This is a genomic window from Citrobacter sp. Cpo071, assembly GCF_030332765.1.
Taxonomy (GTDB): domain Bacteria; phylum Pseudomonadota; class Gammaproteobacteria; order Enterobacterales; family Enterobacteriaceae; genus Citrobacter; species Citrobacter portucalensis.
On record NZ_JAOWHE010000087.1, the window covers coordinates 222,001 to 247,558 of the forward strand.

The window sequence follows — 25,558 nt, forward strand, 5'->3', positions numbered from 1 at the left end:
GTTATTATTACCTGACTAACATACCTGCGGAAGGTGTTTGAAGGAAGTCTCATTTCTGAAAACATTTTCGACTATTATTTCATATCATTGTAATTTCAGTCGTTGATTTTGGCTCAGGGAGAGAAATATGAAGTTTTTAAAACGGGGCGTGGCGCTGGCGTTATTAGCCGCATTTACGCTGGCAGGTCAGCCAGCGCAAGCGTACGAAAAAGATAAAACCTACAAAATTACCATTCTGCATACCAACGATCATCACGGTCACTTCTGGCGCAGCGAATACGGAGAATACGGACTGGCGGCGCAAAAAACGCTGGTGGACAGTATTCGTAAAGAGGTGGCAGAGGAAGGGGGAAGCGTACTGCTGCTTTCCGGTGGCGACATTAATACCGGCGTACCGGAGTCCGATCTGCAGGATGCGGAACCTGATTTTCGTGGGATGAACCTGATTGGCTATGACGCAATGGCGGTCGGAAACCACGAGTTTGATAATCCCATGACCGTACTGCGCCAGCAGGAAAAATGGTCCAAATTCCCGTTTCTCTCGGCCAATATCTATCAGAAAAGCACTGGCGAGCGTTTGTTTAAGCCGTGGGCCATCTTTAAGCGCCAGGATTTAAAAATTGCCGTACTCGGTTTAACCACCGACGATACGGCAAAAATAGGCAACCCCGAGTTCTTTACCGATATTGAGTTCCGTAAACCTGCTGATGAAGCCAAACTGGTTATCCAGGAACTGAATATGGGTGAAAAGCCAGACATCATTATCGCGACCACCCATATGGGACATTATGACAACGGCAACCACGGTTCGAACGCCCCTGGCGATGTCGAAATGGCGCGTAGCCTGCCGGCGGGATCGCTGGCGATGATTGTCGGTGGTCACTCGCAGGATCCGGTGTGTATGGCTTCAGAGAACAAGAAGCAGGTTGATTACGTACCGGGTACGCCGTGTGCGCCAGACAAGCAAAATGGGATCTGGATTGTGCAGGCGCACGAGTGGGGGAAATATGTGGGCCGGGCGGACTTTGAGTTCCGTAACGGCGAAATGAAAATGGTCAACTACCAGCTCATTCCCGTCAACCTGAAGAAAAAAGTGACCTGGGACAACGGTAAAAGTGAGCGCGTACTCTATACCCCGGAAATAGCTGAAAATCAGCAAATGCTTTCGCTGCTGACGCCGTTCCAGAATAAAGGTAAAGCGCAGCTCGACGTGAAAATTGGTAGCGTCAATGCGCGCCTCGAAGGCGACCGAAGCAAAGTCCGTTTTGTGCAGACCAACATGGGACATTTGCTGCTGGCTGCGCAAATGGCGCGAACCAGCGCTGATTTTGGCGTGATGAGCGGCGGTGGCATCCGTGATTCCATCGAAGGCGGTGATATCACCTATAAGAGCGTACTGAAAGTACAGCCGTTCGGAAACATCGTGGTGTATGCCGACATGAGCGGGAAAGAGGTGATTGACTATCTGACCGCCGTGGCGCAAATGAAGCCGGACTCCGGGGCCTATCCGCAGTTTGCCAACGTCAGCTTTGTGGCGAAAGACGGCAAGCTTAACGATTTGAAAATCAAAGGCGAACCCGTTGACCCAGCCAAAAACTATCGTATGGCAACGCTAAGCTTCAATGCAACCGGCGGCGATGGCTATCCGCGAATTGATAACAAACCAGGCTATGTGAATACCGGGTTTATTGATGCGGAAGTGCTGAAAGAGTTCGTGCAGAAGAACTCACCGCTGGATGCCAGTGTGTATGAGCCGAGGGATGAAGTTACCTGGCAGTAACAGGGCGGAGTGCCGGATGGCGGTGCGGGCACCTTATCCGGCCTACAGGTCAGTGCGATTTGTAGGCCTTAAAGCTGCGCGCCATCAGGCAATCATTCTATAACCGCTTAATCACGGCGTGCGATGTCGGCGAATTTCGCATCCAGAATTTTCGCCAGGTCGCCCGCTGCCAGTTCGATATCCAGCCCGCGTTTGCCGCCGGAAACATAAATGGTGTCAAACGTCTGGGCAGGGGCATCAATGAGCGTTGGCAATCTCTTTTTCTGTCCTAATGGGCTGATCCCCCCCACCAGATAACCGGTGGTTCGTTGCGCAACCATTGGATCGGCCATATCGACCTTTTTAGCCCCCAGAGCCTTAGCGACCTTTTTGAGATCCAGTTGACCGGCTACAGGCGTGACCGCAACTGCCAGATGCTTCATATCGCCATTCACGGCAACCAGCAGCGTTTTGTATACCTGGTCCGCATTCAGACCTAACTTGCGTACCACTTCATCACCAAAGTTCGTCTCGGACGGATCGTGATCGTAGGTGTGGATCTGGAAAGAAATTTTGTTTTTTTCGAGTAATTTAACGGCGGGTGTCATAGCAATTTTCCTGGACCAGACAAAATACGACTCAAGCATACGCCTGATGTCTGTCTAAAAAATAGTACCATCTTGCGCAATAGTATTGGCAGGATGATGACTTTGAGCGACAATCGAACTACACCGATGCTTTAAGCATTGGGATCATAATAATGATGAAATTCCTCTTTGACGGGCCAATAGAAATATTGGCCATTTTTTTTACCGTAACATCTCCGGCAAATTTCCCTCTCCGTACAGATGCAACGCGCCAACGGCCACGACGTAATGACCAGCAGGCATCGCCCTGAGCCGATCGCGCCAGGCTGTGTTGCGTTGATGCATCAATACGTCATACAACGACTGGCTAAAGGTATTGGGAAGCGTCAGTTCGCTATTGCGTGGCGGTGTTTTAAGCCACCAGCCCATCATTTGTTGCAACAATCTGGCATTGGTATGCCAGTGCGTCAGAGTATCGTCCAACAGAGCCAGTCCGTTATCAGGCAACTGACATAACAGCTCTATTTGACTGGATGCGCCTTCCAACTCGATAACGGGTTTATGCGCTTGTTTTGCCGCTTTCAGCAATTGGTAATCAATCCCGTATTCTGCCCGTAGACCCAACTGCTGTGCCTGTGTCGCCTGTAATACCATGGCGATTTGCCACAACGGCTGAGTAGATAACAGCGATGGGGAAATACCCAGTTCGTTGGTGACTTTACGCAGGTTTTCTAACTGCTCCGGGCTGATACGTTCTTCGAGTGCGGCAAATGTAGGAAGGTTAGCAAACGGCGCGTCGTCACCGGAAACATCCGCTTCGACAATCAGCGCGTCGGCATGGTTGAGTTTTTTGAGTAATTTGGCAGGCAGAGGTGCCATATCGCGACTGCCCATGTGAATACTGCCAATCAGATGAAAATGGCGGTTGCCGGGCAATGAAATGTCGATGGCAGGCCAGGTATAGTGGTTGCCGCGTAGCGCGGTGAAAAATGTTTTTACCCGGTATAACAGATCCATACGACCTCCCTAAGTAGACTTTCATGCTAGCGCGTGGTCCAGGAAGGCGCAATGCGAGAATCGCCGGATGGCGACGCGAAATCGTCTTATCCAGCCTACAATGTTACCTGCACTTTGTAGGCCGGATAAGCGTGAGCGCCATGCGGTAGAGGGTTACTCTTTCGGTTTGAAGCGCAGCAGTCGGTTAGCGTTGCTCACCACAGTAATGGAGGAGAGCGCCATCGCCGCCCCGGCAACGACTGGATTCAGCAGTGTTCCGGTGAACGGCCACAGGATCCCCGCGGCAACGGGAATACCGATGCTGTTATAAATAAACGCGCCGACCAGGTTCTGCTTCATATTACGCAACGTTGCCCGGGAGATAGACAGTGCATCCGCAACGCCCATCAGGCTATGGCGCATCAGCGTAATCGCGGCGGTTTCAATCGCCACATCGCTGCCGCCACCCATGGCAATTCCTACATCGGCCTGAGCCAGCGCAGGTGCATCGTTGATACCGTCACCCACCATGGCAACCTGACGCCCCTGGCTTTGCAGACGTTTAATCGCCTCGGCTTTACCGTCCGGCAGAACACCGGCAATCACCTCATCAATACCGGCTTCTTTGGCAATAGCGTTAGCCGTGGTCGGGTTGTCACCGGTAAGCATCACCAGACGATACCCGTTGCGGTGCAGGCGCTGAAGTGCTGCCACGCTGTCGCTACGCAGCGGATCACGCACCGCTAACAGAGCAGCCGCTTTACCATCAATCGCCAACAGGACCGGGGTTGAACCCTGGGATGCCTGAGCGGTGATTTCAGCTTCCATTTCAGTGGTATCTACCTGTTGCTCATTGAGCAGCGCCTGGTTGCCCAGCAGCAGCGTATGACCTTCCGTTTCACCGCTTACGCCTAAACCGCGCAGCGTACGGAAACCATTGACCTGTGGCAGCGTAACATCACCGGCTTTGTCCAGAATCGCCCTGGCCAGCGGGTGACTGGAACCCTGTTCAAGGGCCGCAGCCAGACGAATTGCCAGTGCTTCATCGGTGTTGCCAAACGTTTTGATGGCGACAACCTGCGGTTTACCTTCAGTCAATGTCCCGGTTTTATCAAATACGACGGTATCAAGCGTACTGGCGCGCTGCAGCGCATCGGCATCACGAACCAGAACCCCAAACTCAGCAGCACGACCCACACCGGAAATAATCGACATTGGTGTAGCCAGGCCCAGCGCACAAGGGCAGGCAATAATCAGTACGGTAGTGGCAATCACCAGCGTATAAACAATTTGTGGTGCCGGCCCGAAGAAATACCAGATTGCCGCACTCACCAGCGCAATGACGACGACGACCGGAACGAACACTGAGGAGATACGGTCGGCTAGTTTACCAATCTCCGGTTTACTGCTTTGCGCCTGGCGCACCATACGAATAATGCGTGACAGCGTGGTGTGGCTGCCAACGGCACTGGCGCGGAACAGCACGCTGCCATCCTGTACGACAGTACCGGCGTGGACGCTATCGCCTTCGCCTTTTTGTTGCGGAATAGGCTCTCCGGTCAGCATGGCTTCATCCAGCCAGGCCTCACCCTGAGTGATTTCGCCATCTACCGGAACGCGGTCACCGGTGGTCAGGCGCAGCAACATTCCCGCCTGAACGTCTGCCAGCGGCACGTTCTTTTCGCCTTCGTCGGTAACAACACGCGCGGTCGGCGGTGTCAGATCGAGTAATTTTTCCAGTGCTTTGGACGAACGCTGGCGAGCCCGCGCTTCCAGCATGTGCCCGAGGTTAATCAGACCGATAATCATCGCACTGGCTTCATAATAGAGGTGTCGCGCTTCCATCGGGAACCATTGCGGCCAGAGGTTGACGCTCATGGAATAAAGCCATGCCACCCCCGTACCCAGCGCCACCAGCGTATCCATAGTCGCGGTGCCGTTCATCAGGCTTTTCCACGCATTGCGGTAAAAGTGACCGCCCGCGAAAACCATCACGGCAAGCGTTGCCAGACCAATCGTCAGCCACAGGCTGCGGTTGTCGGCAGTGACCATCATGTTTTCGCCAATCATTCCCCATACCATGACAGGGATACCCAGCAGCAGCGCGACGGCCGCCTGCCAGCGAAAACGTTTCATGGTTGCTACGGCGGTTTCTTGCTGACGCTCGCGGCGCTTAACATCATCTTCAATGGCTTCTGCACCGTAGCCCGCTTTTTCCACCGCTTTCACTAACTGGTCGGCGGACGCACTGCCCATTACCAGCGCAGTACGTTCCGCCAGGTTTACCCGTGCCTGCGTGACACCCGGTACGCTTTGCAGAGCATCTTGTACGCGGATAACACAGCTGGCGCAGCTCATGCCGTTTAACAGCAACTGTTGGCTGTCATCATCAGCCGTAGCTGCCGGAAGCTCGGAAGGGACCGCTGCCAGTGCTTCCGACGGGATTGATGACTCCGTCAGCGGTTTAGCCTTTGGGTGGCTTAACTCCGCGCCGTAACCGGCTTGTTTGATGGTTTCAATCAGCGCTTCAGCACTGGCGCTCCCGGTGATGTGCGCTTCAGTCACAGTGACATCCGCTTGCTCAACGTCCGGGCGTTGCTCCAGACTTTCTTTAACGCGTTTTACGCAGTGACCACAGGACAAGCCGTCCAGGGTTAGATCGATTGTTTGAGACATAACCAACTCCTTTATTGCAGGATTAACTGACTGTGATAAAGGTTAAACCTTCCATCTAGGGGAAGGTCAAGGGAGTTTTTAGAAAAGGTGCAAAAAGGGCGTAAAGGAAGAAAAACGGGAACGTCAGGTCAGCACGTTCCCGGTCTGTTATTGATTGAGAACGATAAGCGGCGTTCGATGCTGCGGTTCATTCATCACCGTGAGATCAGCGCCGTACAGTGCATTTAGTGACGATTGCTGCAGAACATCCTGCGGACGACCGTTATCAACTATCCTGCCGCGTTCCATCAATACAACGCGGTCAGCATAGCGCGCCGCAAGGTTGAGATCGTGCAGGACGCAGCAGACGCTGAACTGTCGTTCACCTACCAGACGACGCAGCAGACGAAAAAGATGCTGTTGGTGGTGAATATCCAGGGCGGAGGTGGGTTCATCGAGAAACAACCATTTTGGCCTGGGTTCGGGCTCCCAAAGTTGAACCAACAGACGCGCCAGCTGTACCCGCTGTTGTTCTCCTCCCGACAGGTGCCGGTAATCGCGCGCGGCCAGCGCCTGGCAGTCACACAACGTCATGATGTGCTCCGTTTCATCGCCCGTGTTGCGCGTACGATACGGATGCCTGCCCATGCGGATGACCTCCTGCACGCTAAACGGGAAGGCCATATGACTGTTCTGGCGCATCACAGCACGGGTTTTTGCCAGCTCGGTGATTGACCACTCGTTCAGCGGCTTGCCAAACAAGCTGCAACGTCCGCTATGGGGCTGCAGATAGCCCGTAAGCTGGCGAAGCAGCGTCGATTTTCCGGCCCCATTCGGGCCAAGAATCGCGATGATTTCTCCATCAGGTAGCGTCAGGGAAACGTCATCGGTCAGTCGTCTGCCCTGAATGTGGTAGACCAGATTTTCAGCGACGATCATGACATCCTCCGGCTACGCAGTATTAACCACAGGAAATACGGTCCACCGATCAGGCTGGTTAACAGACCAACGGGCATTTCGGCAGGCTGAACAAGTGTGCGGGCCAGCGTGTCGGCAATCAGAAGTAAACAGGCACCGGCCAACGTAGAGCAAGGAATCAACCAGCGATGATCGGCGCCGGTAGTCATTCTGATCAGATGCGGGATCACCAGGCCAATAAAGCCAATCACGCCGCTGACGGAAACGGCAGCGCCAACCAGGAGCGAGCTGAGCAACAGTAACTGCTGGCGCTTACGTTTGACGTTTACGCCGAGGTAATGCGCCTCTTCATCACCCAACTGCAGCAAATTAAGCGTTCCCGCCATACAGACGGTGACTGCAATGGCTGGAAGAACAAACGTGCTGGCAACCAGCAGCGTTGACCACTGGGCCTGGCCGAGATTCCCCATCATCCACAGCGTAAGTTGACGTAGCTGCTGTTCGTCGCCCACATAGCTCAGCACACCAATAGCCGAACCGCACAGAGCATTGATAGCGATACCTGCTAACAGTAGTTGCATCATTCCGCCGTGGTTATGACGCTGACTTATCAGGAAAATAATCGTGCAGACCACCATGCTGCCCGCGACGGCAAAAATCATCTGCTCATACAACACCAGCACTACGGGGAATGAAAATGGGATAACTATCGCGATGCCGACCATCAGCGCGGAGCCGCTGCTGACGCCAAGCAGGCCGGGATCGGCCATTGGATTGCGAAAAAGTCCCTGCATAATGACCCCTGCCGTAGCCAGCGCAGCACCGACCAAAACGGCCAGCAGTACGCGGGGCAGGCGGATGTTCAACCAGATATCTCGGTATTCGTCGTTGAACAGGGCGCTGAAGCTAATGTTCAACGCCCCCTGGCTGGCACCGAACAGCATCAGAGCGACCAGCAAGAGAGAAAGGCCCGTCAGAATGCTGACGGAAGAAAGCGAGTCCTTAAGCACGCAACGCTCCATAACGTCTTTGCGGCGCGAAGTTTCCGCGCCGCGAGGGGTTTACGCGGGTTTCAGTCCCGGCTCAACTAAACTGTAAATCTGGTTATTGAGTGTCGGCGCCGTGGCCAGTTCGTGAATGTGCCTGGCAACATCCGCGCGCATCACAAAGCCATGACACTCCTCGGCCTGTATGCGTTGCGCCAGACCTGTGGCTTCACCATTCAGCAAACCGCCGGGGCGGAGAATGGCGTAGTCCAGTAGACTGGTTTGTAGCCAGCTTTCAGCCAACGATTTTTCCCGTACGGCCTGGCCAAATGCGGCCCTGGCGCGTGGGGACAAAAAGGGCCAACTGTCGCCACAGCCCAGAGAGGTAACCAGAATCATGCGTTTGATCTCAGCTTTTTCTGCTTCATCAATGACGGTTCTGTGCGCCAGATAATCCTGGGCACCGCCCATGGAGGAGATCACCGTGGCATGCTGACCCGCTGCACGACAGGCGCAGGCGGTGACCTGGCTGTCGCAGGCGTCGCCAATAAAGACCTGCACACCTTTTTCCTGCAGCCCGGCAGCAACCTGGGGATTGCGAACGACAGCAATCAACGGACGATGCTCCGCCAGTGCGAGCTCCAGCGTTTTCGCGCCGACGCCGCTTCCACCTGCACCAAAAATAAGCCATGGAGCCATCAGGCATGTTCCTTTAAAGATGAAGACAACGTGTGAAAGGCGCTGACCTGTTCGGCCAGCAGCTGTCGATGCTCATCGCGACCGAGGAAAATTTTGAACATAGCGCTACCCGCCTGGTTGAAGAAGAGAATGGACGCAGTGTCCATTCCCATAAATTTGCGTTCAATCAGGGCAATATGCGTGCAGTTTTCTGCCTTGATATGACCGGTCATGCCTTTTTTGCCGCGCAGGTTGAAGTAACCGTGGCGGTGGAATCCGGAAGGTAATTCACCGGTGAATTCCAGAATGACATCAGCAGTATGGACCAGGGTGGTGACTTTGCCCCATTCGCAGACGGTTTCCCAGACGGTATCAAATTGACTGCCGGAAACCAGCGTTGGGGAAGGGAGGTTTTTCACTACCTCCAGCAATGTAGTGTTGTACTGGGCTGCGATAGCTTCCAGCGTACCGTCCGGCTCAGTTTTCAAAAAATCCTGTAAAGAGACATGGCTCATTATTCACTCCTTTTATGGTTGCTCTACCGCAATGCGCGGCGCGTTAAGTTCCTGAATCAGTTCATCAAGAGACTGCAAAATATTGCTCGCCCAAAAACGCCCTTCATTGGTCAGGCGTACACAGGTGCTGGCATCTCGCGTCAGTCCTGCGTGATGCCATTGGGTCAGTAGCGGGGCCAGTTTTTGTGCATGAGGCGTCAGCTCATCCAGCGGAATGCGGGCCGTCTCAATACCGGCCTGGAGAGTGTGTCGCCACTGGAAACCACGCTCGGCGGTGCGCATCATCATCATTAGCGGTTTTTTTCCGGCGGCGATAGATTCATGCCATGTATTCAGGTTGCGCTCGACCATCCAGGAATAGCCATTGACTGACCCTCCTGCGCCAGAGCCGAATGCCAGACAGTCTGCACCCTGTTTAATCAGCAGGTTGTACAGATTGCGTTCCCGTGTGGTACGCGCCCAGTGGCTGTTGCTGATGCAGCGCCAGCCCGCGCTGTCCATGAAATCGCAGCCCTGAAGATAGAGATCGCGGCGTTCGGCGGGAGAGGGAACGGTTGTGCGCCCGGTTTCAACCGCTTTGCCAAGCGGTGTATTAGGGATCAGATTCAGCGCATAAAGATCTACGCCGTCGAGGCCGATGTCGCGGGCAATCGCCAGATCCTCGCCCCACAGTTTTGCGTCTTGTCCTGGCAGACCAAACAGCAGATCGCACACCACGGCGGCACGATCTCGTTTTACCAGTCCCTGCATAAAGGCCGTCGCGGTCGGGCCGTCCGAAGTACGCGCCATTTTCTTGCGGATTCGGCTGTTAAAAGACTGAATACCGATTGAAAATCTATTGGCGCCAGCGTCAAGGCAGGCATCAATTCGCGCATCGTCAAAATTGAGCACCCGTCCCTCAATGGTGATTTCGCAGTCCGGCGCCAACGGTAGCTTGTCACGCAGCGCGGTAATGATTCTGGCCAGGTCCGGTGCAGACAGCGCAGAAGGCGTACCGCCGCCAAAATAGACGGCGTGAATGGGGGCCGACTGATGTAATGCGCTATCAGCTTCCATCTCTATTTCGCGCAACAGCGCGTTGGTGTAGAGGGCGCAGTTGTCTTCTTCAAATCGGTTTTGATAAAAACCGCAGAAAGTACAATGTGTTGCACAAAAAGGAATATGCAAGTACACCAGCCGTTTACGCGGTGGGGTTGGCTGGTTGATGACCTCCTGCCAGGTCTGTGACAATAGCTCTTTGGCAACCGGGATCGCCCCACGCCAGGGCATCGTGGCGCGGCGATCCTTAAATGGCTGACTTCCCTCGAGCGCAAAATGCGCGGTGAGATCCAGCGAATGTTCAGTTTTCATTCTTCTTAATAAATCCAGTTAGTGAGGCCAGAATTGCTGGTGCAGGGCTTCAACCGCATCGGCGACGCGTGGTCCCATTCCCAGAATCAGCGCCTGGTCTACCGCCACAATGCGCTGGTTTTTCCAGGCCGCAGTGTGGGTAATACCGGCAATCGCGCTCAGGCGAGCCAGACCGCCATCGACCATTTGCGACGTCACCACGATCACCTCCGGGTTGGCGGCGATCAGTGACTCCGCGCTGTAGCTTTTATACTGCGCATGGGTGGCGACATTTTGTGCGCCTGCGAGGGTCATAATGGCATCGGCAACGCTGCCTTTTCCGGCGATCTGAGGTGCGCTGCCGCCAGCAGAGAGAATGAACATGGCTTTGACCGGCGCGTTTTTCGCCGCCACGCTGTGCTTAATACGCTCCAGACGTTGCTGCAGGCGATTGACTAGCGCCTCACCTTGGTCAGGAATGTGCAGTGTTGTAGCCAGTTCTCGAATGTTGGCGTACATCTGTTCGACGGTGGCCGGTACGCGCGGCAACGTCACGACGTTAACCTTTTGCGCCCGCAACTGATCCAACACGATTTGGGGACCTGCATCCTGCCAGGTGATAAAGCTGTCCGGATGGAGCGACAAAATGCCCTCGCTGCTTAACTGCTTCCAGTAGCCGATATGCGGGAGTGCGGCAGTTTCGGGCGGATACGAGGTGGTTTCATCAACGCCAACCACCCGGTTGCCGACGCCCATGGCGTATACCAGTTCACTAAGCGAGCCGCCCGCCACCACCAGGCGGTCGGCGGACTGGGCACTGAAAACGCAGGCGAGGCTCAGTAAGCCAATCATGAGTTTTTTCATCGTCAGAAATTCCACGCAAAGCCAACGGCGGCATTGAAACCAGCATCTGGAATAGATTCATGTGCGGTTCTGTAACGCTTATCGGTCAGGTTGTTGAGCGCGAGGTTGACCTGATACTGGTCCTGCGGACCGAACTCGGTGTTGAATGCGAGGTTAAGTGTGGCCCAGCCTGGGTAGTTGATTTCCGTGGTGCCGGTATTATCTTTAGCGCTGGACGCCGCGCGGATAAAGGCATCGGACGTCACGTTAGCGACATTCATCAACCAGGTATGTTTCAGGCCGACACGCCCGGTCAGCGTGGGTTCGCCGGTATCCCTGGTTTTTAGGGTATTGCCTTCGTACTGACGGCGAATGAGATTACCGCTCAGGTAAGGTGAAACCGCCCAGCCGTTGTATTCTGCGGTGAGTTCCATGCCCCAGGTTTTGGCCCGATCGATGTTTTCGTAGTAGTAATAGCCGCCCCGTGAAGAGGTGGTATTACCGCTGCAAACGGGTTGGCCTGAACAGGCCAGGCTGGCGATATAGTCTTTGGCTTCGGAGTAATAAATGGCGCCGTCAATCAGCCACATATTCCCTTTATACCGTGCGCCCAGCTCATAGTTATTCGAGTGTTCCGCCTTCAGGTTTGGGTTGCCGTAGGTCACGCTTCCGCCTGCGGACGTCTGCATAAACAGCTGAGTCAGCGTGGGGAAAACATAGCCCTGGGCATATGCTGCCCGGAGTTCAAGATCTTTAAAACCGGAATAGCGTAGGCTGGTTGAGGTCACCAGTTCATCATCGTGTACTGAATTTCCCCCGGTGGAATGCCAGGTGCTGCCGCTGCTTTGCAGGGTTTGAGTATCGTTGCGATTGAGCTTCGAAGACAGCCAGTACTGGCGTGCGCCTACGGTCCAGGTCCAGTCATCGGCAAAGCGCCAGTCGTTTTGCGCGAACAATGAGGTGTTGCTTTGCTCCGCTTCGTTGTATGACAGGGTGCGGGTTTGCGTATCGAAGAAGCCGGTAGCTGCGGTCTGGCGCGTACTGCCGTCCGTGTCCTGTTTGATTTTGTCATGCTGATATTGAGTGCCAATCACCAGCTCGTTGTTCGCGGGAAGGGAGAAATTGCCCTGCAGCGTTACCCCCTGGGTATACTGTTTGTCGTTGGTATTGGTTTGATTGTTTATCGTCAGCGCTTTAATCGCCGGGCTGGGGATTACCTGAGTCGTTTTGACCCGGTTTTCAAATTTGCGCTCTATTGTCTGGGTGTATGCGTCAACATGGATTTTCTTCAGGTAATCCCCGCCAGCCGCGTAGTCGTAGAAAAGACCGATTTTCTCGCGTTCCAGCTTAGGTATTTTGACGCTAAAGTCGTCGAACTGGCCCTCTGGATCGTCAAACCAGGTTTGAGTAGACAGTTTGTAACGATCGAGGGAGAGTCCGATTTTATGGCGATCGAAATTGTAGCCAAGCCACACGCCCTGGCCGTTATTACGGAAATTGGTGTCGGGCAATCTCCCGTCAGGCGTATCGCGGTCCCCCTGGTCGGAATAGCTGCCATTGATGCGGTAGTCAAAGTTTCCGATGCTGCCCCAGGCTGCTGCTGATTCTTCCCATCCTGCCGTTGCGGAGTTATAAACGGCCTTAACGCTGCCGCCGAGAGGCTTATCGCCGCCTTTTTTCGTAATAAAGTTTACGACACCGCCAATCGCCTGCGAACCGTAAAGGACAGAGTAGGGGCCTTTTACTACTTCAATCCGTTCCAGCGCGGATTCGTCAATCAGCAAACCGGCCCCGTAGTTTTGCCCGGCGCGCTGGTAGCTGACAACTTGGCCGTCGATCAAAATCAGCACCCGCGAAGAGGCTTCGCCACGGATACGAATTTGTTTCCGGCCAGCGAGGGCGTTATCGGTGACTTCGACGCCGGGAATATCTTGTAAATCATCAGCAATAGAAACGCTGGTGGAGTTTTGCAGCGTCTGGCGATCGATAACCTGAATAGTTGCCGGGCTATCCCAGAGACTACTTTCAGAGCGGTTAGCCGTGACGATCACCGTATCATCGTCGGGCGTTGAAGCGTGTGTTGTAGAGGTAGCTGCAGAAGCAGCGCCGGACATGCATAATGTCAGGGCTGAAAGAATAAATGGCCTTTGGTTAATCCGTGGCAACATAAGAGAACCTTTATTAAATGTAAATGATCATCATTATCATTCGCATTTGTATATAAAAATGTTTCCCTTTGTTCAATATGAAAGATGCATAACCAATATATCTTTTGATTTGAGTCAATTTTGTACGGTCAATAAATACTGAAATGTGATCTGTATCGGGTATAACAATGTGAATAGAAAGGATTTATTCATCTCTTTGTTGGCTTATAATGTGCAGATTTCTCGGGTAAATGATTACGGCAATCTGGGCTATAATGTGGCTCAGCACCAACAAGCACCGCGGGGGAAATGTGAATATTAGCGATGTTGCGAAAAAAACCGGTTTAACCAGCAAAGCCATTCGCTTTTATGAAGAGAAAGGACTGGTGACGCCGCCGCTGCGTAGTGACAATGGCTATCGCACTTACAACCAACAGCATCTGAATGAACTGACGTTGCTGCGTCAGGCGCGGCAGGTTGGATTTAATCTGGAAGAGTGCGGCGAGCTGGTAAACCTGTTTAACGATCCGGCGCGTCACAGCGCGGATGTGAAAAAGCGCACCCTGGAAAAGGTGGCGGATATTGAGCGGCATATCAGTGAGCTGCAGGCCATGCGCTTGCATTTACTGGCGCTGGCGGACAGTTGCCCGGGTGATGACAGCGCTGAATGTCCGATTATGGATAATCTCTCCGGCTGCTGCCATCACAAAGCGAAGGCTTAACGGCGAGAAGGATTAAGCATAAACACCACCGTACCGCGGTACCACGGAGATTTCTCAAGCTGCGCTTCAGCCAGTGGATCTCGGCTACCGTTTTGCACCAGTCCCAGCTTAAATGGAATGCGCAGGCGGCTCAGCGCGGGTAGATACGCCTGATAATTCGTCACCGTGCGACGCCCCTGATAGCTTTGCACCACCAGTTCATCGACCGCCAACGCGTTCAGCGTAGCGACGTCGCCCGTTTTTGCCCAATCCAGTAGTCCGGTTACGCCTAGCGCAAACTCGGCCGGGAGCTGTTGGCGCAGTTGCTGCAGAAAGCGGGCGTAGTCGGTCAGTTGATGGGTCGCAGCGTCAAAATCAACCTGCAGGCCGACGACGTGATTCCCGGCGATCTGCCAGCGCTGCATCAACCGTATGATACGCGCCGGGATCTCTTCCGGTACGTCGAGGGTTGTAAAGCGTACAGTCAGCCAGATTGAGGGAAAAGACAGACGACTGACCGGCAGTCCGAGGCGCTGGAACACCACGTTACCGGAACGAACCAGTACCTCGCCCTGGTGCAGATAAACCGTTTGTGCATCTTTCAGCTCGTCACTGGCCTTCACCCCAGACCACAGCCAGAAGGCTGAATGTTCACGGGCGGCGACGATATCCGCCGCCTGTGCCTGGCCGAGAAGCAGTGCGGTTACCAGTAATATTTGAGTTTTTGCGCCCACGGGCTTCCCGGATACTGCGTTTTCAGTTGGGTGAACCAGCCCTTACGCTGCAATTTGTCCACGTCTTCTCCGCCACATTCGTTAGCGCCTGATGGCGCATAGCACATGATGGCGCGATACAGCGCGAAGCTCTTATCTTCGACTTCCGCGGTGGGTGAGGTGATTACCTGCTGGTAGTAGCTCTGTCTGTCGAACTGGCCGAACGGTTTCTTGCGCGAGATAGCTGATTCAAGCACGTCGTTGCCAGCGCTGTTTTTCCACAGATCAACATGTGTTTGCGTGGTGCGGAAGAATTCGCCAAGGCAGTTCAGCGCGTGAGCATCATCCGCTTTTTTGCTCAATACCGTTACCGTTTCATTGAGGCTGCGGCACGTATAACCCGCCTGCGCCGTGTCGCCATTACAGTCGAATATGCTCAGGTTAACGTCATCAAACGCTTCGCCAATGACCGGTGATGTAATCGCGCTGGCCAGTTTTCTGTCAGTAAGCCAGTCGCCAAAACGATTCTCTGTAAGATCCCGCACCAGCAGCGTATGCAGCGCAATGGTACGCTCTTCGTTATTCGGGCCATTAACGGCCTGCTGGCGCAGCAGTTCTGGCGTGGCCTGCGTTTTCAGCACCTGCGAACGAAAGCGCAGGTTGGTCACCGCGCTATTCGGTGCGAAAACCGCTGCCACGTCGCCGCTATACACCAGCGTGGCGGCAAGCTTAGCCTGTACATATTGCTGCTGTTCGTTATCCAGGCTGAGTTTTAACAACTGCTGCCAGAAATTGCGCGCCTCGGCCCATTTCTTTTGGCCCATCAACGCTTCGCCGTACAGCACCTGTTCGCTGAAGGCGAGGGTATCGTGAGCGGCAAGTTTCTGCGCTGGCGTAACTGCCTGAATAATTGCCGCGTAGTTGCCCGTTGCCAGCCACAGATTCAGTTGCAGATCGCGCCATAGCGGCAGTTTTTGGCTTTGTTCAAACACCGGTTTGCTGGCGTCGAGCTGTGCCTGCGTCAGCGTCGGTTTGTTATTGTTATCCAGGCGCAGCGCGCGTAGTAGCTCGATATAGCTGACTCGCGGCGCGTCGGGGAAGGCCTCAACGACGGACTGGTCGTAGAACGCCATGCCATAGACATTATCGTATTCGATGACATTTTCGCGCAGTTGCTGTGCGTCAGCCGACTGCTTCAGCGTCTGTTCATACAACCCGGCCAGCTGCGGCCATGACTGTAAATACCAGTTGATGCGACGCAACATGCCTCGTGAAGAGTCAGCGTAGAGTCCTTGGGGAAAACGCTGCAGATAGGCCTGCGCCAACTCTTGAGCCTGAGTGGCATCCTCGCGGTTAATTTTCGCAATATCAAAATCGCCGTACTCGCCCACACTGTTCTGACTGCTCTTGTTCAACGCCGTGCGCATCAGCATGTATTGCGCGGTCTCTGCTAACCACGGACGGTCGCTTGTAGCAAGTTGAGTGAAATCCCGTTTGGCACTGGCATAATCACCGGCATAGAAACTGGCGGCTGCTGCCAGATAGCTTTTATAGGGCAGAGCTTGAGAATCTGCCGGGAAGGTGGCAAGAGAAGACTCAATTTGCTCGCGGGTTGCCCCAGAAAGCAGTCCCATACGCGCCTGGGCTAAGGCCTGACGCTGTTCCGCTGTTAATGTGGAATCGGCCAACAGCGCGGCAAAAAAGGCGCTAACGCTCCCGGCGTTATTCGAAACATGACGGTTCTCTAGCTCAGCGTCATTGATGTTTATTTCGTCGGCGCTAATGTTCAGCTCGGCCATCTGTCGGGAGAGAGGACTGTCCGCGGCGGATGCCTGAGCTGCCGCTGTTTGCGGGGCAGTCTCATCCCATTGCGGGTGATAGGCAAAATAGAAATCACGGGAGCGGGTGATATCTGCGGGCATCGACTGTACGGGCAGAACAAATGATTTTTCCTGGCTCAGCAGCCGCAGCAGGTTGTCGCGGCTGTCGTTTTCAGGGTTAAAGGTCGGCGTTCCCTTCAGCAGGCAGCTGTCGTCGCTCCATTTGCAGTCTTCCATATCGAACGAAGCGAATGCCTGCGGGGCGGCGGTCAGCAATGTGCAAAGGGCAAAGGCAAGGGGTGTCTTCCTGACCATAGTCTTATTTCCTGTCTTTTTAGTGTGATACCGCTTTTATAATCAGGGTGATTCCCTCAACGGCAATGACTTCAACCTGCGTTCCGGCGCTCAAATCGTCACGGGCGCTAACGGGCCAGGAACTGTCGCCGACGCGCATATGTCCGCGACCATTGACCAGGTTAGTTTCCAGAGTAAATCGACGGCCAACTAACTGTTGTCCACGTTGGTTAAGATGGCTGTCGGCTGGCTGCTGCTCCTGAACGCGCCTTGCCAGCCACTTCCACCACAGCCAGGCCGCCAGCAGGGTGAGGGCGGCGAACATCGCCCCCTGCCACGCCCAGTCTAGCGGAACGAGCCAGACGACCAGACCGGTAATCACCGCTGCCACGCCGCTCCACAGCAGATAACCGTTGCCGCCCAGCATCTCGGCGGCCAGTAACAGACCACCGAGGCTGAGCCAGAAAATATGCGGGTGCACCAGAATCATCGCTATCATGATTTTTTCCGCTCGCTGGCGCTGTCCTTAACCAGTTCGGCGATCCCGGCAATGGAGCCCATCAGGCTGCTGGCATCCAGCGGCATCATCACCACTTTGCTGTTATTCGACGAGCCGATATGCTGCAGCGCTTCGGTGTATTTCTGTGCCACGAAGTAGTTCACGGCCTGAATATCCCCGGCGGCAATGGCCTCAGAAACCATCTGTGTTGCGCGGGCTTCTGCTTCTGCGGAACGTTCACGCGCTTCAGCCTGTAAAAATGCGGACTGACGTTCACCTTCCGCGATGAGGATTTTCGACTGCTTCTCACCTTCGGCCTTGACGATTTCCGCCTGGCGGATCCCTTCGGCTTCCAGAATGTAGGCGCGCTTGGTACGTTCGGCTTTCATCTGCGCGTTCATGGCGTCAATCAGTTCCGCCGGTGGACGCACGTCACGAATCTCAATACGGGTGATTTTGATGCCCCAGGGATTGGTGGCCTCATCAACAATATGCAGCAGGCGCGTGTTGATGTTGTCACGCTGGGAGAGCATTTCATCGAGCTCCATCGAGCCGAGAACAGTACGAATGTTGGTCATGGTCAGGTTGATGATCGCCAGTTCCAGGTTGCTGACTTCATACGCGGCTTTCGGCGCGTCGATCACCTGAATAAAGCACACAGCATCAATCGAGACGTTGGCGTTATCTTTGGAGATGACTTCCTGAGAGGGGATATCAAGCACCTGTTCCATCATATTGATCTTACGACCAATGCGGTCCATGAACGGTACAACAAGGCTTAAACCCGGTTGCAGGGTTTTGGTGTAACGGCCAAAACGCTCTACCGTCCACTGATATCCCTGCGGGACGATTTTGACGCCTGCGCCGACGATCACCAGCGCGACAAAAATAAGAATAGGAATAAAAATGAGCATTGATGAAACCTCCTGTTGTGCTGTCCTTTACTGCCTCATTAGTCAAATTATACCCGATTTATCAAGGTGGGCTCCCCTATAATAAATTACAGGGATAGACTATCTGCACGAAAGATGTAAAAAGGGATTGGTAATGGAAGAAAGCAGCATTCTGCTTCAGTTAAAAAATGTCGCATGGCAGGCAGGGGCGACACAGGTTCTTAATAACATCTGTTTTGATCTCCGCGCCGGAGAATTTAAGCTGATTACCGGCCAGTCCGGCTGCGGTAAAAGTACGTTACTCAAGATAGTCGCGTCGTTAATTAGCCCGAGTTCTGGTGAAATCCTTTTTGAGGGTAAGGAGATATCAACGCTTAAGCCTGAAGCTTATCGCCAGCAGGTCTCTTATTGCGCGCAAACGCCCGCTTTGTTTGGTGACACCGTTTACGACAATCTCATTTTCCCCTGGCAAATTCGCGACAAACGTCCGGATCCGGATGTGTTTCTGGCCGATCTGGCCCGCTTTGAGTTACCCGAGACGATCCTCAAAAAAAATATCAATGAGCTATCCGGCGGCGAAAAGCAGCGCGTCTCGTTAATTCGTAATTTGCAGTTTCTGCCGAAAATTCTGCTGCTTGATGAAATCACCAGCGCGCTGGATGAAGCCAACAAGCGTAACGTGAACGAATTAATTCACCACTATGTTCGCGACAAGAATATTGCCGTGCTGTGGGTGACGCACGATAAAGATGAAATTGATCATGCGGATAACGTCATAACCCTTCAACCGCACGCCGGTGAAATGCAGGAAGTAAGTAATGAACGAGCATAATATTACCAATGAATCCCTGGCGTTAGCGATGATGCTGGTGGTGGTCGCGATACTGATCAGCAACAAAGAAAAGCTGGCGCTGGAAAAAGATATTCTCTGGAGCGTTTGCCGGGCAGTGGTTCAGCTTATTATCGTGGGCTACGTGCTGAAATATATTTTCGGCGTCAACCATAGCATTCTGACCTTATTGATGGTGCTGTTTATCTGCTTTAACGCGGCCTATAACGCGCAAAAACGCAGTAAATATATTGATAAAGCTTTTCTCTCGTCGTTTATTGCTATTACGGTGGGAGCGGGGCTAACGCTTTCGGTGCTGGTTCTTTCAGGCTCTATCGAGTTCACGCCGATGCAGGTCATCCCGATCTCCGGCATGATTGCAGGCAATGCGATGGTGGCGGTGGGGCTGTGTTACAACAATTTGGGGCAGCGGTTTAACAGCGAGCAGCAGCAAATTCAGGAAAAACTCAGCCTCGGCGCAACGCCGAAGGTGGCTTCTGCACCGCTTATTCGCGACAGCATTCGCGCCTCGCTGATCCCGACGATTGATTCAGCGAAGACCGTAGGACTGGTGAGTTTACCGGGAATGATGTCAGGACTGATCTTTGCAGGTATTGACCCGGTAAAAGCAATTAAGTATCAGATTATGGTGACGTTTATGCTGCTTTCGACCGCCAGCCTGTCGACCATTATCGCCTGCTACTTAACCTATCGAAAATTCTATAACTCACGTCACCAATTAGTGGTAACGCCATTAAAGAAACCGTGATGTGATGCCGTATGGCGGCTACCGCCATATCCGGCCGACGGGAATGAGGTGTTGGTTGTGTTTGTAAGCCCGATAAGCGTAGCGCCATCGGGCATGATGAACCAATTAGTACAACAGCGCGTACAGCTGGCGGCGATACTTCGAGGCCAGCGCATCACCGGTACCCAGTGCGGCAAGGATCTCCTGGAAAGTCTTACGTGCCTGACCATCGGCAGCCGTAAGATCTTTCTTCAGGTGGCTGAACAGTAATTCCAGCGATTCCTCGTTACGTCCGACCTGGTGCAATTGAATAGCCAACTGCGTTGCCAGCGCCGCATCCTGTGGATTGCTGGCGACCTGCTGCTGCAACTGTTGGATTTCCGGTGTATCAGCGGCCTGCTTCAGTAATTCGATCTGTGCGATAAGCCCTTGATAGCGGGTGTCCTGATCCTGCAACGGAATGGTTTTCAGCACCGCTTCGGCTTCGTCAGAACGGTTCAGGGCGATTTGCGTTTCCGCCAGCAGCAGACCGATTTCGCTGCTCTGGTTGGAGATCTGCCAGGCTTCTTTCAGCAGCGGCAGCGCATCCGCGTGATTACCGGCTTCGATGAATTCGATAGCCTGGCGTGCTTTCAGCTCTTCTTCGCTCGGCAGCACTTTCTCCAGCAGCGCGCGAATAACCTCTTCCGGTTGCGGGCCCTGGAATCCATCTACCGGCTGGCCGTTCTGGAACAGATAAACCGTAGGGATCGCGCGCAGACCAAACTGGGAGGCGATCATCTGCTCGGCGTCGCAGTCCAGCTTAGCGAGAATAAACTGACCGTTATACTGGGCGGCAAGGTTCTCCAGTACCGGCGTTAATTGCAGACAATGCTGGCTGCGCTCAGACCAAAAATAGAACAGGACCGGCGTGGTCATCGACTGTTCGAGGGTCTGCTGTAGGTTCGATTCGTTAATGTTAACAATATTCTGTGTGGACATGGAGTTACTCTCTTTTGTCGATTTCTTGTTACATGGGGGCTGACGCGCGAGCTTCAACTCAACCCTGTAAAATTTTGTCCATTATGCGGCCTGGCAACAGGCGTTTAAGCAGCATCACTGCCCAGGTCACCAGCGTAACCGGATAACGTAGCTTTGGTTTATCGCTCTCAAACGCATGACGCACTTTGGCGACAACCGCTTCTGGTCCCAGCGTAAAACGCGCGGCAATGCCGGGATTTTCAACGGGAGCATCGCTCTGGGTCTGGTTGACGTTTTCGGTAAAGCGGGTACGGATGGGGCCAGGTTCAATCAGGCTGATCTTAATCCCGCTGTGGCGCAGTTCCATACGCAGTGCGTCGGACCAGGCTTCCAGTGCATATTTGCTGGCGGCATAGGCGCCGCGTCCCGGCGTTGAGATCAATCCCATTACCGAGGAGGTCATCACGATGCGCCCTTCGCCGTGGGGTAACATGGCAGGTAACAGGCGCATGGTAAGCTGATGTGCGCCAAAGAAGTTGGCGGAAAACTGCTGTTCCATCTGTTCGCGGCTGATGGTGGACAGGGGACCATAGACACCGTATCCGGCGTTGTTAAAGATCCCATATAAACGATTATCGGTCAGGGCGATCACTTCATCGGCGGCACGATCCACGCTTTCGGGTGAATCCAGATCCAGCAACACGCCAGTGAATCCCATGCTGTTCATACGCGCGACATCGTCAGGTTTGCGACAGCCTGCCAGAATTTGAAAACCCTGGCGCTTTAGCTCAAGCGCACTTTCCAGGCCGATTCCGCTGGAACATCCTGTTATTAAGACCGATTTTTGCATAACTTTACCTGTCAGGATCTCCGTTGAATTACGAGTCGTGATTTACTAGAGGTGTGAGATGTTGCGCCATCCAGTCGGCGATAAACGGCTGGGCGTCACGGTTAGGATGAATACCATCATCCTGCATCCACTGGGGTTTCAGATAAACCTCTTCCATAAAAAAGGGCAGCAGAGGGATATCAAACTCTTTGGCGAGCTTTGGATAAATCGCGCTAAAGGTTTCATTATAACGGCGACCGTAGTTTGCCGGCAGACGAATTTGCATTAATAGCGGTTCGGCATTTGCCGCTTTCACGTCCTGCAAAATCGTGCGCAGGGTTTGTTCGGTTTGCGCAGGCGCAAAGCCGCGCAGGCCATCGTTGCCGCCAAGTTCGACCAGCACCCAGCGCGGCTGGTGCTGCTTGAGTAATGCAGGCAGACGGGCCAGACCTTGCTGCGAGGTGTCGCCGCTAATGCTGGCATTCACCACCGGCGTTTTGGTTTGCCATTTATCATTAAGTAGCGCAGGCCACGCGGAGCTGGCGGACATTCGGTATCCGGCGCTCAGGCTGTCACCCAGAATTAATAACGTGTCCGCTGCGGCGGCGCGGAAAGTTAACAGGACCAGGAACAGGAAAGGCCAATGCCAGCGGAAAACATTGTTGAAGTTCATCATCTTAAGAAATCCGTCGGTCAGGGTGATCATGAGCTATCCATCCTTACCGGAGTTGAACTGGTTGTCAAACGCGCCGAGACCATTGCGTTGATTGGCGAGTCGGGATCGGGGAAATCCACGCTGCTGGCGATTCTCGCCGGGCTTGACGATGGCACCAGCGGTGAAGTCAGCCTGGTGGGGCAGGCGCTGCACACCATGGACGAAGAAGCCCGAGCGCAGCTGCGGGCGCGGCACGTGGGTTTTGTCTTCCAGTCATTCATGTTAATTCCGACCCTCAACGCGCTGGAAAACGTCGAACTGCCCGCGCTGTTGCGCGGCGAAAATAGCGGAAAAAGTCGTGACGGGGCAAAAACGCTGTTGGAACAACTGGGACTGGGAAAACGTCTTGATCATCTTCCGGCCCAGCTTTCCGGCGGGGAGCAGCAGCGCGTGGCGCTGGCGCGAGCGTTTAACGGTCGCCCTGACGTGCTGTTTGCCGATGAACCAACGGGCAACCTCGATCGCCAGACCGGAGACAAAATAGCCGACCTGTTGTTTTCTCTGAACCGGGAACACGGCACCACCCTGATTCTGGTGACGCATGACCCGCAGTTGGCGGCGCGTTGCGACAGGCGCTTACGTCTGGTGAATGGACAGTTGCAGGAGGAGGCATGATTGCACGCTGGTTCTGGCGCGAATGGCGCTCGCCTTCACTACTGATTGTCTGGCTGGCGCTGAGCCTGGCGGTAGCCTGTGTGCTGGCGCTGGGCAATATCAGCGATCGTATGGAAAAAGGGCTGAGCCAGCAAAGCCGTGAGTTTATGGCGGGCGATCGGTCGCTACAAAGTTCGCGTACCGTGCCGAAAGCGTGGATTGACGAGGCGCGACAGCGTGGCCTGAAGGTGGGCGAACAGCTCACCTTTGCCACCATGACTTTTGCCCGGGATACGCCGCAGCTGGCGAACGTCAAAGCGGTAGATGATGTGTATCCGATGTACGGCACACTGCAAACCAACCCGCCGGGACTGAAACCGCAGCCGGGCTCGGTTCTGCTGGCCCCACGTCTGATGGCGCTACTCAACTTAAAAGTCGGTGATTCCATCGACGTTGGCGATGCCACGCTGCGTATTGCCGGGGAGGTGGTGCAGGAGCCGGATTCTGGTTTTAATCCGTTCCAGATAGCACCGCGTCTGATGATGAACATGGCGGATGTCGAAAAAACAGCGGCGGTACAGCCGGGAAGCCGCGTGACCTGGCGCTATAAATTTGGCGGGACGCCATCGCAACTGGAAGCCTATGAAAAGTGGCTGCTGCCACAGTTAAAGCCTGAACAGCGCTGGTATGGGCTGGAGCAGGATGAAGGGGCGCTGGGGAAATCACTTGAGCGTTCGCAACAGTTCTTGCTGCTGTCGGCGCTGTTAACGCTGTTGCTGGCGGTCGCCGCGGTTGCCGTGGCGATGAGCCATTATTGCCGCAGCCGTTACGATCTGGTGGCTATTCTGAAAACCCTCGGCGCGGGCAGAGCGCAACTGCGCAGGCTGATTGTTGGTCAATGGCTGATGGTGCTGGCGCTGTCTGGCGTGACCGGCGGGCTGTTCGGGCTGTTATTCGAGCGCGTGCTGGTGCTGCTGCTCAAGCCGGTTCTGCCTGGAGAACTACCGCCTGCCAGCCCCTGGCCGTGGTTATGGGCACTAGGCACCATGACGGTGATTTCGCTATTGGTGGGGTTACGCCCTTACCGCCTGCTGCTGGCGACGCAGCCGCTGCGGGTGCTGCGCCGTGACGTGGTGGCAAACGTCTGGCCCCTGAAGTTTTATTTGCCGGTGGTCGTGATAGTCGTGATTGCACTGCTTGCTGGACTGATGGGCGGAAGTCCACTGCTGTGGGCGGTACTGGCTGGTGCGGTGGTACTGGCGCTGTTGTGCGGGGTGCTCGGCTGGATGCTGCTCAACGTGCTGCGTGGTCTGACGCTCTCCTCACTGCCGTTGCGTTTGGCGGTCAGTCGACTGTTACGCCAGCCGTGGTCAACGCTCAGCCAGCTATCGGCATTTTCGCTTTCCTTTATGCTGCTGGCGCTGCTGCTGGTACTGCGCGGCGATCTGCTCGACCGCTGGCAGCAGCAAATGCCACCGGAAAGCCCGAACTATTTCCTGATCAACATTGCCACCGAGCAGGTGGTTCCGCTGAAGGCTTTCTTGTCTGAGCATCAGGTGATCCCGGAATCGTTCTATCCGATTGTTCGGGCGCGTCTGACGGCGATCAATGAGAAGCCGACCGAAGGCAATCAGGATGAGGCGCTGAACCGCGAGCTTAACCTGACCTGGCAGGATACCCGACCGGATCATAACCCGATAACTGCCGGAAGCTGGCCGCCAAAAGCGGGCGAAGTGTCGATGGAAGAGGGGTTAGCGAAACGGCTGAACGTCAAACTCGGCGATCGAGTGACTTTTATGGGCGATACCCAGGATTTCAGCGCCGCGGTCAGCAGCCTGCGTAAAGTGGACTGGGAAAGCCTGCGGCCTAACTTCTTCTTTATTTTCCCTGCCGGGGCGCTGGACGATCAGCCCCAGAGCTGGTTAACCAGCTTTCGCTGGGAGAACGGCAACGGCATGTTGACGCAGCTTAACCGCGAATTCCCGACCATCAGCCTGCTGGATATTGGCGCCATTCTCAAACAGGTGGGCCAGGTGCTGGAGCAGGTAAGTAGAGCGTTGGAGGTGATGGTGGTACTTGTCACCGCCTGTGGCATGCTACTGCTATTGGCGCAGGTCCAGGTGGGGATGCGCCAACGTCATCAGGAGTTGGTGGTCTGGCGCACGCTGGGAGCAGGTAAGAAGCTGCTGCGTACCACGCTGTGGTGCGAGTTCGCCATGCTCGGGATGGTTGCCGGACTGGTGGCGGCCATCGGTGCGGAAACAGCGTTGGCGGTACTGCAAACCAAAGTGTTTGATTTCCCGTGGGAGCCAGACTGGCGACTGTGGGTAGTATTACCATTTAGTGGAGCATTGCTGCTCTCTTTATGCGGCGGATGGCTCGGTTCACGTCTGCTAAAAGGTAAAGCGCTGTTCCGTCAGTTCAGTAGTTAATTCATATTCGTGATGATTACGCACCGGTTTTAAAATCGGTGCGTCTTTTTTTCTATGTAGCACAAATTGATAACTCCTTGATATTTAACAGCACAGAACAATAAAAACCCAACAACAC

The 25,558-nt window shown here is 54.3% G+C and carries 23 protein-coding genes; 6 read left to right on the forward strand and 17 right to left on the reverse strand.

The annotated features are described in order from the left end of the window. Positions 1-127: 127 nt before the first annotated feature. Entirely contained in the window at positions 128-1,780 is a 1,653-nt protein-coding gene (gene ushA, locus OGY09_RS23950; RefSeq protein WP_032942555.1) for a bifunctional UDP-sugar hydrolase/5'-nucleotidase UshA, read from the forward strand. Positions 1,781-1,887: 107 nt separating this feature from the next. Here ushA and ybaK read toward each other — a convergent pair whose 3' ends face one another. The 10 genes from ybaK to OGY09_RS24000 all read right to left on the reverse strand — a co-directional run bounded on the left by ybaK (position 1,888) and on the right by OGY09_RS24000 (position 13,434). Continuing rightward, positions 1,888-2,367, reverse strand: a complete 480-nt coding sequence (ybaK, locus tag OGY09_RS23955; protein ID WP_003831056.1) for a Cys-tRNA(Pro)/Cys-tRNA(Cys) deacylase YbaK — start codon at positions 2,365-2,367, stop codon at positions 1,888-1,890. Between the two features lie 201 nt (positions 2,368-2,568). Continuing rightward, on the reverse strand, positions 2,569-3,363 hold the full coding sequence (locus OGY09_RS23960) for a TraB/GumN family protein (RefSeq protein ID WP_003831057.1): 795 nt from the start codon (positions 3,361-3,363) through the stop codon (positions 2,569-2,571). 153 nt (positions 3,364-3,516) lie between these two features. Next, positions 3,517-6,018 carry a copper-exporting P-type ATPase CopA gene (copA, locus tag OGY09_RS23965; RefSeq protein ID WP_032942557.1) on the reverse strand — a complete coding sequence of 834 codons (2,502 nt, stop codon included), beginning with the start codon at positions 6,016-6,018 and terminating at the stop codon, positions 3,517-3,519. Between the two features lie 147 nt (positions 6,019-6,165). Next, positions 6,166-6,936, reverse strand: a complete 771-nt coding sequence (locus OGY09_RS23970) for a heme ABC transporter ATP-binding protein (protein ID WP_032942558.1) — start codon at positions 6,934-6,936, stop codon at positions 6,166-6,168. After that, a complete protein-coding gene (locus OGY09_RS23975) occupies positions 6,933-7,925 on the reverse strand; it encodes a FecCD family ABC transporter permease (protein WP_032942559.1) in 993 nt (330 codons plus the stop codon). The genes OGY09_RS23970 and OGY09_RS23975 overlap by 4 nt, the downstream gene beginning before the upstream one ends. 51 nt (positions 7,926-7,976) lie before the next feature. Then, the gene (gene chuY, locus OGY09_RS23980) at positions 7,977-8,600 is read right to left on the reverse strand and encodes an anaerobilin reductase (RefSeq protein ID WP_032942560.1); all 624 of its coding nucleotides are present in this window, start codon (positions 8,598-8,600) and stop codon (positions 7,977-7,979) included. Beyond that, the gene (hutX, locus tag OGY09_RS23985; protein WP_032942563.1) at positions 8,600-9,094 is read right to left on the reverse strand and encodes a heme utilization cystosolic carrier protein HutX; all 495 of its coding nucleotides are present in this window, start codon (positions 9,092-9,094) and stop codon (positions 8,600-8,602) included. The genes chuY and hutX overlap by 1 nt, the downstream gene beginning before the upstream one ends. A gap of 12 nt (positions 9,095-9,106) precedes the next feature. After that, the gene (hutW, locus tag OGY09_RS23990; RefSeq protein WP_032942565.1) at positions 9,107-10,444 is read right to left on the reverse strand and encodes a heme anaerobic degradation radical SAM methyltransferase ChuW/HutW; all 1,338 of its coding nucleotides are present in this window, start codon (positions 10,442-10,444) and stop codon (positions 9,107-9,109) included. Between the two features lie 18 nt (positions 10,445-10,462). Next, positions 10,463-11,287 (reverse strand): heme/hemin ABC transporter substrate-binding protein, encoded by an 825-nt coding sequence (locus tag OGY09_RS23995; protein WP_032942568.1) that lies wholly within the window; start codon positions 11,285-11,287, stop codon positions 10,463-10,465. Between the two features lie 2 nt (positions 11,288-11,289). After that, positions 11,290-13,434 carry a TonB-dependent receptor plug domain-containing protein gene (locus tag OGY09_RS24000; protein WP_032942569.1) on the reverse strand — a complete coding sequence of 715 codons (2,145 nt, stop codon included), beginning with the start codon at positions 13,432-13,434 and terminating at the stop codon, positions 11,290-11,292. A 290-nt stretch (positions 13,435-13,724) separates the two neighbouring features. On the opposite strand from OGY09_RS24000, the gene cueR reads away from it, so the two are divergent. Next, a complete protein-coding gene (cueR, locus tag OGY09_RS24005) occupies positions 13,725-14,135 on the forward strand; it encodes a Cu(I)-responsive transcriptional regulator (RefSeq protein ID WP_008783984.1) in 411 nt (136 codons plus the stop codon). Here cueR and OGY09_RS24010 read toward each other — a convergent pair. Genes OGY09_RS24010 through OGY09_RS24025 form a run of 4 tightly spaced genes read right to left on the reverse strand, consistent with a single transcriptional unit; the run spans position 14,132 to position 18,354 of the window. After that, positions 14,132-14,848 (reverse strand): DUF3142 domain-containing protein, encoded by a 717-nt coding sequence (locus OGY09_RS24010; RefSeq protein WP_032942570.1) that lies wholly within the window; start codon positions 14,846-14,848, stop codon positions 14,132-14,134. The genes cueR and OGY09_RS24010 overlap by 4 nt on opposite strands. Further along, positions 14,818-16,962 (reverse strand): PA5441 family protein, encoded by a 2,145-nt coding sequence (locus OGY09_RS24015; protein WP_032942571.1) that lies wholly within the window; start codon positions 16,960-16,962, stop codon positions 14,818-14,820. The genes OGY09_RS24010 and OGY09_RS24015 overlap by 31 nt, the downstream gene beginning before the upstream one ends. 19 nt (positions 16,963-16,981) lie before the next feature. Further along, a complete protein-coding gene (locus tag OGY09_RS24020; RefSeq protein ID WP_032942572.1) occupies positions 16,982-17,440 on the reverse strand; it encodes an NfeD family protein in 459 nt (152 codons plus the stop codon). Beyond that, positions 17,437-18,354, reverse strand: coding sequence for an SPFH domain-containing protein (locus OGY09_RS24025; protein ID WP_003831073.1), 918 nt, complete (start codon positions 18,352-18,354; stop codon positions 17,437-17,439). Before OGY09_RS24025 ends, OGY09_RS24020 begins: the two co-directional genes overlap by 4 nt. A gap of 133 nt (positions 18,355-18,487) precedes the next feature. Here OGY09_RS24025 and fetA point away from each other — a divergent pair, with 133 nt between their 5' ends. Both fetA and fetB read left to right on the forward strand, forming a co-directional pair. Continuing rightward, positions 18,488-19,165 (forward strand): iron efflux ABC transporter ATP-binding subunit FetA, encoded by a 678-nt coding sequence (gene fetA / locus OGY09_RS24030; RefSeq protein WP_032942573.1) that lies wholly within the window; start codon positions 18,488-18,490, stop codon positions 19,163-19,165. After that, positions 19,152-19,931, forward strand: a complete 780-nt coding sequence (fetB, locus tag OGY09_RS24035) for an iron efflux ABC transporter permease subunit FetB (RefSeq protein ID WP_008783989.1) — start codon at positions 19,152-19,154, stop codon at positions 19,929-19,931. Before fetA ends, fetB begins: the two co-directional genes overlap by 14 nt. 105 nt (positions 19,932-20,036) lie before the next feature. Here the strand turns inward: fetB and OGY09_RS24040 are convergent, their stop codons facing one another. From OGY09_RS24040 to tesA, 3 genes are read right to left on the reverse strand one after another with little or no spacing between them, the layout of a single operon-like run. Next, positions 20,037-20,891, reverse strand: coding sequence for a co-chaperone YbbN (locus tag OGY09_RS24040; RefSeq protein WP_032942575.1), 855 nt, complete (start codon positions 20,889-20,891; stop codon positions 20,037-20,039). Between the two features lie 58 nt (positions 20,892-20,949). Further along, positions 20,950-21,720, reverse strand: coding sequence for an SDR family oxidoreductase (locus tag OGY09_RS24045; protein ID WP_032942576.1), 771 nt, complete (start codon positions 21,718-21,720; stop codon positions 20,950-20,952). 28 nt (positions 21,721-21,748) lie between these two features. After that, entirely contained in the window at positions 21,749-22,372 is a 624-nt protein-coding gene (tesA, locus tag OGY09_RS24050; protein WP_032942577.1) for a multifunctional acyl-CoA thioesterase I/protease I/lysophospholipase L1, read from the reverse strand. On the opposite strand from tesA, the gene ybbA reads away from it, so the two are divergent. Beyond that, positions 22,343-23,029, forward strand: a complete 687-nt coding sequence (gene ybbA, locus OGY09_RS24055; protein WP_008783992.1) for a putative ABC transporter ATP-binding protein YbbA — start codon at positions 22,343-22,345, stop codon at positions 23,027-23,029. The genes tesA and ybbA overlap by 30 nt on opposite strands. Continuing rightward, the gene (gene ybbP, locus OGY09_RS24060; protein WP_032942579.1) at positions 23,026-25,440 is read left to right on the forward strand and encodes a putative ABC transporter permease subunit YbbP; all 2,415 of its coding nucleotides are present in this window, start codon (positions 23,026-23,028) and stop codon (positions 25,438-25,440) included. Before ybbA ends, ybbP begins: the two co-directional genes overlap by 4 nt. The last annotated feature ends 118 nt before the right edge of the window (positions 25,441-25,558 follow it).